We start from the raw sequence: 11,057 nt of genomic DNA on the forward strand, positions 1-11,057 counted from the left end.
GGCGGGGCAACCTGCCGCCCCTTCTTCTTGCGGGGCCGCCACCACGCCCCGCGCTTGCCTGTTGACGTGGCGCCGCGGCGGGCCCATGCCTGAACCAGGACATCCGGGGACCGACGCCATGATCCGTTTCGCGCTGCCGGCCGCGCTGCTGCTCGCCCTCGCCGCCTGCGGCCAGGGCCGTTATGTGGAGCAGGACGAGTACAACGACCCGCGCAATCGTGGCGGCGAGCGCGGCAGCATCCTCGGCCAGGGCGGTCTGATTCTGTTCGGCAGCTCGACCGCCCGGTCCGGCACGGGCGAGGCCGGCGCGCTCGGCGTGAACGCGTTCCTCTGGCGTGGCACGCTCGACACGCTCGCCTTCATGCCGCTGGTCTCGGCCGACCCGTTCGGCGGGGTGATCATCACCGACTGGTACGCACCGCCCGAGGCGCCGGACGAGCGCTTCAAGGTCACCGCCTACATCCTCGGCCGCCAGCTCCGCGCGGACGGCGTGCGGATCTCCGTGTTCCGCCAGGTGAACAGCCGCGGCCAATGGGTCGACGTGCCGGTGACCGCGGACATGGGAACGGCGCTGGAGGACCGCGTGCTGGCCCGCGCGCGCGAGCTGCGCGTCCAGTCGGTGCAGACGGCGGGGCGCTAGCGCCCTCACCCTGACCCTCTCCCGCACGCGGGAGAGGGGACGCAGCGTCGCCACCCGGTTCCCTCTCCCACACCAGTGGGAGAGGGAACCGGGTGAGGGCCGTCTCGCACCCGCCCCTCGCCAAGCGCGCGCGCACCGCCTAAACCTGCGCCCCGAGACGACCGCGCGACACACGATGGACCAGATCACCGACACCGCACGCTACGACCCGGCCGAGGCCGAGCCGCGCTGGCAGGCCGCCTGGGACACCGCCGGCTGCTTCGCGGTCGCCGATGTGCCGGACGGCACACGGCCCAAGTACTACGTGCTTGAGATGTTCCCCTACCCTTCGGGGCGCATCCACATGGGGCACGTGCGCAACTACACCCTCGGCGACGTGGTCGCGCGCTACAAGCGCGCGCGGGGCTGCGCGGTGATGCACCCGATGGGCTGGGACGCGTTCGGCCTGCCGGCCGAGAACGCCGCGCGCGAACGCGGCATCCACCCGGCGCAATGGACCTGGGACAACATCGCCACCATGCGGGGCGAGCTCAAGCGCATGGGGCTCAGCCTCGAATGGTCGCGCGAGTTCGCCACCTGCGATCCGGCCTATTACGGCCATCAGCAGGCGCTGTTCCTCGACTTCCTCGCCGCCGGCCTGGTCGAGCGCAAGGAGGCCTTCGTCAACTGGGACCCGGTCGATCAGACCGTGCTGGCGAACGAGCAGGTGATCGACGGCCGCGGCTGGCGCTCCGGCGCGGTGGTGGAACGGCGGAAGCTCAGCCAGTGGTTCCTCAGCATCACGAGCTACGCCGAGGACCTGCTTGCCGCGCTGGACACGCTCGACCGCTGGCCCGAGCGCGTGCGCTCCATGCAGCGCAACTGGCTCGGCCGCAGCGAGGGCGCGCGCGTCCGCTTTGCGCTCGAACCGGCGATCGACGGCCATGCCGGCGTCGAGGTCTTCACCACCCGGCCCGATACGCTCTTCGGCATGAGCTTCCTCGCCTTGAGCCCCGACCATCCGCTCACCGCCGCGATCGCCGCGCGCGACCCCGCCGCGGCTGGCTTCGTCGAGGACTGTCGCACGCTCGGCACCACCGAGGCGGCGCTGGAGACCGCCGAGAAGCGCGGCCATGACACCGGCCTTGCCGTGCGGCATCCGTTCAACGGCCGCACCTACCCGGTCTGGATCGCCAATTTCGTGCTGATGGAGTACGGCACCGGCGCGATCTTCGGCTGCCCGGCGCACGACCAGCGCGACCTCGACTTCGCGCGCACATACGGCCTCTCCGTCACGCCGGTCGTGCTGCCGAAAGGGATGGACGCCGGGCAGTTCGCGATCGCCGAGACCGCCTTCACCGAGGACGGCACGCTGATCAACTCGGGCTTCCTCGACGGGCTCGAGGTGCCGGCAGCGAAGCGGCGGATCATCGAGGAGCTGGAACGGACCGGCCAGGGAACGGGCGTGGTGCAGTGGCGGCTGCGCGACTGGGGTGTCTCGCGCCAGCGCTACTGGGGCTGCCCGATCCCGGTCATCCACTGCGATGCGTGCGGAATCGTGCCGGTGCCGAAGGACCAGTTGCCGGTGCAGCTGCCGGACGACGTCGATCTCGCGCGTCCCGGCAATCCGCTCGATCACCACCCGACATGGAAGCACGTGTCCTGCCCGCGCTGCGGCAACCCCGCGCGGCGCGAGACCGACACGATGGACACCTTCGTCGACTCGTCGTGGTACTTCGCGCGCTTCACCGCTCCGCACTGCGCGACGCCGACGCACCGCGCCGCCGCGGATGCCTGGCTGCCGGTCGACCAGTATATCGGCGGCATCGAGCACGCGATCCTGCACCTGCTCTACTCCCGCTTCTTCGCCCGCGCGATGCGCGACACGGGGCATCTCGGCCTCGCCTCGGGCGAGCCCTTCGCCGGGCTGTTCACCCAGGGGATGGTGAAGCACGAGACCTACCGGGATGCGCAGGGCCGCTGGCTCTACCCGACCGAGGTCGAACAGCGCCCCGACGGCACGGCGGTGCAAGTCGGGACCGGAGCGCCCGTGACCGTCGGCAGCGTCGAGGCGATGAGCAAGTCGAAGCGCAATACCGTCGATCCGGGCGCGATCATCGACCGCTACGGTGCCGACACGGCGCGCTGGTTCATCCTCTCCGACAACCCGCCCGAGCGCGACATGGAGTGGACCGAGGCCGGCGTGGCCGGCGCGTACCGGTTCACCCAGCGCGTCTGGCGGCTCGTGCAGGGTGCCGCGCCGTCGCTGCCGCCGCACGGCGCACCGTCGCCCGCGTCGCGCTCGCCCGCGTCACGCGACCTGCGTCGGGCGACGCACCGGACCATCGCCGCGGTCACCCAGGCGCTGGAGACCTTCGCCTTCAACGTCGCGGTTGCGCGGCTCTACGAGTTCGCCAATGCGATCGCCGATGCCAAGGGCGAGGACGACGACCTCGCCTGGGCGAGACGTGAGGCGCTCGAGGCGCTGGTGCGGCTGTTCGCGCCGGCGATGCCGCATCTCGCCGAGGAGTGCTGGTCGATCCTGGCGCCCGGACAGGGGCTGGTCGCGACCCTGCCCTGGCTCGATCATGACCCGGCGCTGGCCGTTGCCGACACGGTCACTATCGCCGTGCAGGTGATGGGCAAGCTGCGCGGCACGGTCGAGGTGCCGGTCGGCGCCGATGCCGCCGCCGTGCTCGCCGCCGCCGAGGCCGAGGAGAACGTCGCCCGCGCGATCGCCGGGCGGACGATCCGGAAACGCATCCATGTCCCGGGCAAGATCGTCAACTTCGTGCTCTAGGCGCACGGCCCTTCTCGCCGCCGCCGCTGTGCTGGCCGGCTGCGGGTTCCGGCCGATCTATGCCGACCGTCCGGCCGAACCGGGGGCACGCGGCGGGGTCGCGGCCGATCTCGCGGCGACGCAGGTGGCACTGATCCCGGACCGCGCCGGCCAGCTCCTGCGCGATGCGCTGAACGCGCGGCTGCGCAACGGCTCCGGCACACCGGCGCGCCACGAGCTGCGCGTGGGCGTCAGCATCACCCGCCAGGCCGTCGGCGTCCGGCGGGACGAGACCGCCTCGCGCACCCGGCTTGCGGCGACCGCGAACTATACGCTGACGCCGCTGCCGTCCGGCGGTCCGCTCGCCGCCGGCCGGTCGTTCGCCGCGGACGCGTTCAACATCGCACCCGACCAGTTCTTTGCCGCCCAGCTCTCGGGCGAAGCGGCCGAGCAGCGCCTCGCCGAGCGGCTCGCCGACGACATCGTCGCCCAGCTCGCCGCGTTTTATGCGCGCCGCGCCGAACCGCGATCGTGAAGGTCGAGGGCGCCCGGATCGCAGCCTTCCTGCGCAACCCGGGCACTGCGCGGGGCGTATTGCTGCACGGCGAGGACGAGGGGCTGCGGCGCGAGCGCGCCGAGGCGCTGGTGGTTGCGGCCGCCGGCGCGCGCGACGATCCGTTCCGGGTCAGCGTCGTTCCGCGCGAGGCTGCCTCCGCAGATCCCGGCCGGCTGGCCGGCGAAATGGCGGCGATCAGCATGATGGGCGGCCGGCGCGCCGTCTGGCTGCGCGACGCGACCAACACGCTTGCCACCGCGGTCGAGGCCGCGCTCGCCGTGCCGGGCGATTCGCTGCTCGTGGTCGAGGCAGGATCGCTGCGGCCGACCGACCGACTGCGCGCGCTGTTCGAGCGCCGGCCGGATGCAGCCGCGATCGGCTGCTGGCCCGAGACCGGCGCGGATCTCCGCGCCTCGATCGCGGCCACGCTGAAGGAGCTCGGGGTCGCGGCCGATCCGGATGCGCTCGCTTGGCTCGCCGATCATCTCGGTGCCGATCGCGGCATCACCCGCCGCGAGATCGAGAAGCTCGCCCTCTCGGTGGGCCCCGGCGGGCGGGTCGATGTTGCCGCCTGCGAGGCTGTGGTGGGCGACCATGCCGCACTCGATCTTGACGCTGCCCTGTTCGCCGCCATGGCGGGCGATCTCGCGCGTGCCGACCGTGCGCTCAGGCTCGCGATGGCCGAGGGGGCCAATCCGGTGACGATCGTGCGCACGGCGCTGCGTCACCTGCAGCGGCTGTCGCTCGCGCTCGCCGAGGAGCTCCACCGCCTGAGTCCGAAGGAGGCCGCGCGGCGGGCGCGCCCGGCCGTGTTCTTTCGCCACGAGCAGGACTTCGCGCGCGCGCTCGCTGCCTGGACCGCGCCGCGCGTCGCGGTGCTGTCGGACCGCCTGCTTGCCGCCGAGGCCTCGTGCAAGACCACCGGCGCGCCGGATGCGCTGATCGCGGCGCGCGCCGTGCACGAGATCGCCCGCGCCGCCTCGCGCCGCGGCTGATCGAGGCGCGACGTTCGCTCGATGCGGCGCTATCCCGCCACCGTCTGCTCCGCGCCTGCCGCCAGCGCCGTGCACGCCGCCTCCGCTGCCGGCCCGAGCACGCCGACCGGCTCACGCGCGCCGTCGAGGTCGCCGGCGCCCGCGGCCTGTTCGATCCGCGCCGCCACCTCCGCCAGCGCGGCGAGCCCATAGTTCGCCGCCCCGCCGCGCAGCGCATGCGCCTCGCGCCGCAGCACGGCCGCATCGCCCCGTTCGGCCGCGCCGGCAATCGCGGCCGCGCGCGCGCGCACGTCCTCCACGCAGGTGCGGATCAGCGCAGCGAGCGTGTCGGAGGTCAGCCCGCGGCCGAGCCGGGCGAGGTGCTCCGCGTCGAGCACCGGCGCCGGGCCGCGCGCCGTGCGCGCCGGCGGACCGGGCCGGCCGGCTGGCAGCGCACTGTCGTCCGCACCGAGATGGCGGAGCAGCGTCTCGGCGAGCATCCGCCCGGTCACGGGTTTCGCGAGCACGCCATTCATGCCCGCCTCCAGGAACCGCTCGCGATCACCCGCCATCACGTTCGCGGTCAGCGCGACGATCGGCACCGTCCCCGCAGGAGGGTCGAGCCGACGGATCGCCGCGGTTGCCGCCATGCCATCCATCTCGGGCATGAACATGTCCATGAAGACGATGTCGTAGGGTCGCGCCTCGACCGCCTCCACGGCCTCGATGCCGTTCGCGACGACATCGACATGGTGCCCGTCCTTGCGCAGCCAGGTCGCGGCCACGAGCTGGTTTGCCGGGCTGTCCTCTGCCAGCAGCACGCGCGCGCGCCTGGGGCGGCGCGCCGGCTGCACGGGCTCGACGGCCGCCTCGGGGATGCGCTCGGCCGGGGCAAGCGGCAGGGTGAAGCGGAACACCGATCCGCCGCCAGGACGATCCTCCAAGCCGATCGTGCCGCCGAGCAGCTCGACCAGCCGGCGGCAGATCGCGAGCCCGAGCCCGGTGCCGCCGGTGCGGCGCGCATCCGGGGGCTCGAGCTGGGAGAAGGGCTGAAACAGGCGCGCCCGTTCGCCTTCCGGGATACCCGGGCCGCGATCAGCCACGGCGAAGCGGATCCGCGGGGCGAGCCCGATGCCTGCCGCCGGCGCCTCCTCGGCCGAGACGACGATGTCGCCGCCCTGGCTGAACTTCACCGCGTTGGAGAGCAGGTTGAGCAGGATCTGGCGCAGCCGTCCGGCATCGCCGCGCAGGTATGGCGGGACGCCGACGCCGAGCTCGAGCCGGATCGTCGTGCCATGCGCCTGCGCCGAGGGGCGGAACAGATCCACCGCGCCCGCCATCAGCGGGCCGAGCGCGAAGTCGGTCGTCTCGAGCGCGAGCCGTCCGGCCTCGATCTTCGAGAGATCGAGGATGTCGTTGATGATCGCGAGCAGGTGCTCGGCGCTGTCATGCGCGGTCTCGACGTAACGGCGCTGCTCCTCGTCGAGTCCGGTCTCGGCGAGCAGGCCGAGCGTGCCGATCACCGCGTTCATCGGCGTGCGGATCTCATGGCTGACCACGGCGACGAAGCTCGACTTGGCGGCCGAGGCCGCCTCGGCCATCTCGCGCGCGCGCCGCATCTGCTCCTCGGCGCGCCGTCGCGGCGTGACGTCGGTGTAGATCGTGACGAACCCGCCGCCCGGCAGGCCGGTGCGCTTGAACTCGATCACCCGGCCGTCGGGACGGGTGCGCTCGTAGACGCCGAAACGGCCCGAGCGCACGACGTCGAGGCGGCGGCGCACCTCGGTCTCGACGTCGACCGAGCCGAACTCGCCCCGACCGGCCTGCGCACGGATGATGCCCTCGTAGGGCGCGCCCTCGTACAGCACGTCCTGCGGCAGGCCGAGCAGGTCCTCGAGGCGGTCGTTCCAGGTCACCAGGCGGTAATTGGCGTCGAACACGGTCACGCCGTCGGAGAGGTTGGCGAGCGTGGTCTCGAGCAGGGCGGATTTCTCGTCGGCCTGGCGCTTGGCGCGCACGATCGCCCGGTTCGCTGCCTCGAGCTCGACCCGGTCGGCATCGAGTTCGGCCTCGCGCCGCTGACGCCGCCGGGCCTCGATCGCGAGTGCGGCGATCAGCGCGGCGAGCGCCAGCGTGACCGCGCCCGCGCCCAGCAGGGCCCGCCGCGCGTGTGCCGACGGGGTCTGGTCCATCGTTGCGCTGGCGACTGCGATCAGCGCCGCCGCTGGCAGATCGGGCAGATGGCGGAACGCGATCAGGCCGGCCCCGTCCTCGGCGCCCTCGGCCGGGGAGACGGTGCCCGACGCGCTGCTGCGCAGCGCGGCCGCCAGGGCCGGGTCGCGCAGCATTTCGCCGGGCGCGGGCATCCAGGCACCGCTCCGCGCCAGCACCACCGCGTCGGTGCGCACCAGCGCCGCGGTCGCGTCCGGGCCGATGGCGGCGAGCCAGTCGCCGCGTGCGAGCAGCTCCGGGTCGAGGAAGGCGACCACCACCCCGCCGAATCCGCCGCCGGGGCGGGTGATCCGTCGCGACAGCGTCAGCGCGCTCTGGCCGGAGAGCGGCTCCGCGGTCGGCCTGCCGATGATCGGCCGGGCCGGATCGAAGGCGAGGTTGCCCTGCACGTAGTCGCGGTCATCGGCCATCACGAAGCCACGCAGCGGCCCGAGCGTGCTCGTGACCACCCGGCCTTCGGGATCGATGACGGCGACCGAGCGCAGCGACGGATCGATCGCGCCGAGCCGCACGGCCAACCCGGTCAGCGCGATCGCCTCGGCGTGCCCGTTCGCCTCGCGCACCAGTCCGACCAGCACCGTGTCGACGGCGGCGAGCACGCGCCGCAGATGCCCCTCGAGCGCGAGCGCCGCGCTCGCCGCGCGCTCGCCGGACTCGGCGACGAACCGCGCGCGATCCCGGCCGAGCTGGCCGATCACGACGGTCCAGAGGACGACGGCGGCGAGAATGCCGGCCAGCGGAATCCCGAAGCGGCGGTCGAGGCGCATCATGCCGCCGCTGCGTGTCCCCGCCCCGCCGGCGGAGGCGGCACGACGTGTCGGAGGGGAATCGCGTTCACGGCATGGGCCGTCCGGTGCCTGCGGCGCAGCGACGCGGGCCCACCTGCGCCCGCCTGCGCCACTGTGCCCGCCGCCGGGGCGCCCCGCAACCGGCGCGTGCGGGCCGCTGTCTTGCCCCTGTGGGTCGGGCTCACTATGGTCCGGCCGCCCGCGCCGGCCCCTCCGGCGCCGTTCCGTCGCGTCCCCGCTGCCGAGGAAGAGCCGATGCCCAAGATCAAGGTGAAGAACCCCGTCGTCGAGATGGACGGGGACGAGATGACGCGGATCATCTGGGGCTTCATCAAGGACAAGCTGATCCTTCCGTATCTCGACATCGACCTCAAGTACTTCGACCTCGGCATCCAGAAGCGCGACGAGACCAACGACCAGATCACGGTTGAGGCGGCGAATGCGACCAGACAGCACGGCGTCGCCGTCAAGTGCGCCACCATCACGCCCGACGAGGCGCGGGTGGCCGAGTTCGGGCTGAAGAAGATGTGGCGCAGCCCGAACGGCACGATCCGCAACATCCTCGACGGCACGATCTTCCGCGAGCCGATCATCTGCCGCAACGTGCCGCGCCTGGTGCCGCACTGGGACCAGCCGATCGTGGTCGGCCGCCACGCCTACGGCGACATCTACCGCGCCGCCGAGTTCAAGATCCCCGGGCCCGGCACCGTCACGATCACCTGGACGCCGCATGACGGCACGCCGGGCCTCGCGCTCGAGGTGATGGACATGAAGGGGCCGGGGGTCGCGCTCGGCATGCACAACACGCGCGCCTCGATCGAGGGCTTCGCGCGCGCCTGCTTCAACTACGGCCTGATCCGCAACTTCCCGGTCTATCTCTCGACCAAGAACACGATCCTGAAGGCCTATGACGGCATGTTCAAGGACGTGTTCGAGGAGATCTTCACCGCCGAGTTCAAGGCGGAGTTCGATCGTCGCGGGCTTACCTACGAGCACCGGCTGATCGACGACATGGTCGCCTGCATGCTGAAATGGCGCGGCGGCTACGTGTGGGCCTGCAAGAACTACGACGGCGACGTCGAGTCCGACGTGGTGGCGCAGGGCTTCGGCTCGCTCGGGCTGATGACCTCCGTGCTGCTGACCCCCGACGGCAAGTGCGTCGAGGCCGAGGCGGCGCACGGCACGGTGACGCGCCACTACCGCGACCACCAGGCCGGCAAGGAGACCTCGACCAACCCGATCGCCTCGATTTTCGCCTGGACGCGCGGGCTCGCCTATCGCGGCAAGTTCGACGACACGCCCGAGGTGGTGACGTTCGCCGAGACGCTGGAGCGGGTCTGCGTCGCGACCGTGGAGTCCGGGCACATGACCAAGGACCTCGCGGTGCTGATCGGCAAGGATCAGCGCTGGCTGAACACCCAGGCGTTTCTCGACACGATCGACGCCAACCTGAAGGCGGCGATGGCGGGCTGATCAGCCACGCCCGCCGGCGAGGCGTTCGGCCATCGGGCTCGCGCGCAGCCGCGCCATCGCGACGCAGCCAAGCGCGGGACCAACGGCCAGCACAGCGAAGGCCCCGCCGCTCCAGCCGAGCCGCGCCACCAGCCACGGCATCGCCTGGATGGTGACGAGGGTCAGCGCGAAGCCGAGCGAGGTCTGCGCCGTCAGCATCGTGCCGGCGAGGCCGGGCTCGGCGAGTTCCGTCACACTCGCCGAGAACTGCGCCGAGTCCGCCACGACCGTCACGCCCCAGATGATGCCGAGCGCGACCACCAGCACCGGATGCGCGCCGAAGGCCGGGCCCGCGAGCACGCAGCAGGTCCCGCTGATCGCCATCGCCCAGATCGTCACGCGGGTGCGCCCGACACGGTCGGCAAGCAGCCCCGCGCCGATGCACCCCAGCGCGCCGGAGCCCATCACCGCGAAAGTCGCGAAGGCCGCGGCCGGGCCCGCGCCGGCGTCAGGCGTGCCATGCCAGGCGGCGAAGCTCGCGCTCAGATAGGGGCCGATCCAGGCCCACATGGCGTAGAGCTCCCACATGTGGCCGAGATAGCCGAGCGTCGCGAGCCGTGTGCCGCGGTTGCGGAACAGCCGGAACGCGTGGCTGGGGCGGAACGGCGGCGCCGGCGCGTGGCGCGGCCCGAGCCGCACCGCGAGGATCAGCCCGGCCGCGGCGACTGCCGCCGCCGAGGCCGCGGCCACCGTGACGCGCCAGTCGAGTCCGCCCAGCGCGTTGGCGAGATGCGGCCCGGCCGAGCCGAGCGTCACGCCCCCGACCAGCAATCCGACCAGCAGCCCGGTATCGTTGCGGTCGGCCCAGCCGGCGGCGAGCTTCATGCCCGGGGGATAGACGCAGGCAAGCGTCGCTCCCGTGAGCGCGCGCGCCGCGACCACGCTCCAGTGGCCGACCGGCAGCGTGAGGATCAGCGCGTTCACCGCTGCGCCGAGCAGGGCGGCGGCGGCGATCAGGCGCCGCGGATCAAGCCGGTCGGGTAGGCCGAGCCCGGCGCTCGCGAGTGTGCCGGCGACGAAGCCCGCCTGCACCGCGCTGGTCAGCCAGGCGAGGAAGCCGGCCGGCAGTTCGGCCTCGCGCGCCATCGCCGGACCGGCAGCCGTGCCGGAGAACCACAGCGCGAGCGCCAGCACCTGGGCGGCGACGATCAGCACGACGATGAGGGGCTTGCCCGGCGGCATGGCTCGCTCAACGGCTGGAACGATCCGGCGCTTGCACGGATCGGCGGGAAGGCGCTTCCCTGGCGCGCGACGCGGTCCCGGCGGGATGCGTCACACTGGAGAGGCAGCATGGCCCAGTCTTTCGAGCGGCAGGAGGGGGTCCCGGCAGCGGATGCACCCTCGCGCGCGGTCATCCCGCGCCGCCTCAGCGCGGAGATCGACGGCGACTTCGTCGTGTTCCTGATCGGCATGCGCATCAACCGGCCGTGGAAGCTGCACAGGTGGCTGCCGGTGTTCCTGGCGATGCCGCGGATGCTGAAGGAGCTGCAGGCGCGGCCTGAGCTTGGGCTGCTCGGCGTGCGCTATCTCGGCCGGCTGAGCTTCGTGCAGTACTGGCGGTCGTTCGAGCAGCTTGAGGCCTATGCGAGGGCGCCCG

The 11,057-nt window shown here is 72.7% G+C and carries 8 protein-coding genes; 6 read left to right on the top strand and 2 right to left on the bottom strand.

Going from position 1 to position 11,057, the window contains the following annotated elements:
• The first annotated feature begins 118 nt into the window (after window positions 1–118).
• From ACTIFU_RS05140 to holA, 4 genes are all read left to right on the top strand, one after another.
• Window positions 119–640, top strand: a complete 522-nt coding sequence (locus tag ACTIFU_RS05140; RefSeq protein WP_439577218.1) for a DUF3576 domain-containing protein — start codon at window positions 119–121, stop codon at window positions 638–640.
• A gap of 175 nt (window positions 641–815) precedes the next feature.
• Window positions 816–3,419 (top strand): leucine--tRNA ligase, encoded by a 2,604-nt coding sequence (gene leuS / locus ACTIFU_RS05145; protein WP_439577219.1) that lies wholly within the window; start codon window positions 816–818, stop codon window positions 3,417–3,419.
• Window positions 3,385–3,933: an LPS assembly lipoprotein LptE gene (lptE, locus tag ACTIFU_RS05150; RefSeq protein WP_439577220.1), complete on the top strand. Its 549-nt coding sequence runs from the start codon at window positions 3,385–3,387 to the stop codon at window positions 3,931–3,933. Before leuS ends, lptE begins: the two co-directional genes overlap by 35 nt.
• On the top strand, window positions 3,930–4,949 hold the full coding sequence (gene holA, locus ACTIFU_RS05155; protein ID WP_439577221.1) for a DNA polymerase III subunit delta: 1,020 nt from the start codon (window positions 3,930–3,932) through the stop codon (window positions 4,947–4,949). Before lptE ends, holA begins: the two co-directional genes overlap by 4 nt.
• Before the next feature lie 29 nt (window positions 4,950–4,978).
• Here holA and ACTIFU_RS05160 read toward each other — a convergent pair whose 3' ends face one another.
• On the bottom strand, window positions 4,979–7,930 hold the full coding sequence (locus ACTIFU_RS05160) for a PAS-domain containing protein (RefSeq protein ID WP_439577222.1): 2,952 nt from the start codon (window positions 7,928–7,930) through the stop codon (window positions 4,979–4,981).
• 273 nt (window positions 7,931–8,203) lie between these two features.
• Between ACTIFU_RS05160 and ACTIFU_RS05165 the strand changes: the two genes are divergently transcribed.
• Window positions 8,204–9,421 carry an NADP-dependent isocitrate dehydrogenase gene (locus ACTIFU_RS05165; RefSeq protein WP_439577223.1) on the top strand — a complete coding sequence of 406 codons (1,218 nt, stop codon included), beginning with the start codon at window positions 8,204–8,206 and terminating at the stop codon, window positions 9,419–9,421.
• On the opposite strand, the gene ACTIFU_RS05170 is transcribed toward ACTIFU_RS05165, so the two are convergent.
• Window positions 9,422–10,642, bottom strand: coding sequence for an MFS transporter (locus ACTIFU_RS05170; RefSeq protein WP_439577224.1), 1,221 nt, complete (start codon window positions 10,640–10,642; stop codon window positions 9,422–9,424). It abuts the gene before it with no gap.
• 108 nt (window positions 10,643–10,750) lie between these two features.
• Between ACTIFU_RS05170 and ACTIFU_RS05175 the strand changes: the two genes are divergently transcribed.
• Window positions 10,751–11,057 (top strand): monooxygenase family protein (locus ACTIFU_RS05175; RefSeq protein WP_439577225.1); only part of this gene is annotated, 307 nt, incomplete at its 3' end.

The sequence above is a fragment of the Elioraea sp. genome (assembly GCF_051860475.1).
In the GTDB taxonomy this organism is placed as follows: domain Bacteria; phylum Pseudomonadota; class Alphaproteobacteria; order Acetobacterales; family Acetobacteraceae; genus Elioraea.

Bases quoted from the DNA above. Each gene is read 5' to 3' on its own strand.
- leuS (WP_439577219.1), top strand. From the start codon at position 816: ATGGACCAGATCACCGACACCGCACGCTACGACCCGGCCGAGGCCGAG.
- lptE (WP_439577220.1), top strand. From the start codon at position 3,385: ATGTCCCGGGCAAGATCGTCAACTTCGTGCTCTAGGCGCACGGCCCTT.
- ACTIFU_RS05165 (WP_439577223.1), top strand. From the start codon at position 8,204: ATGCCCAAGATCAAGGTGAAGAACCCCGTCGTCGAGATGGACGGGGAC.
- ACTIFU_RS05140 (WP_439577218.1), top strand. From the start codon at position 119: ATGATCCGTTTCGCGCTGCCGGCCGCGCTGCTGCTCGCCCTCGCCGCC.
- ACTIFU_RS05160 (WP_439577222.1), bottom strand. From the start codon at position 7,930: ATGATGCGCCTCGACCGCCGCTTCGGGATTCCGCTGGCCGGCATTCTC.
- ACTIFU_RS05170 (WP_439577224.1), bottom strand. From the start codon at position 10,642: ATGCCGCCGGGCAAGCCCCTCATCGTCGTGCTGATCGTCGCCGCCCAG.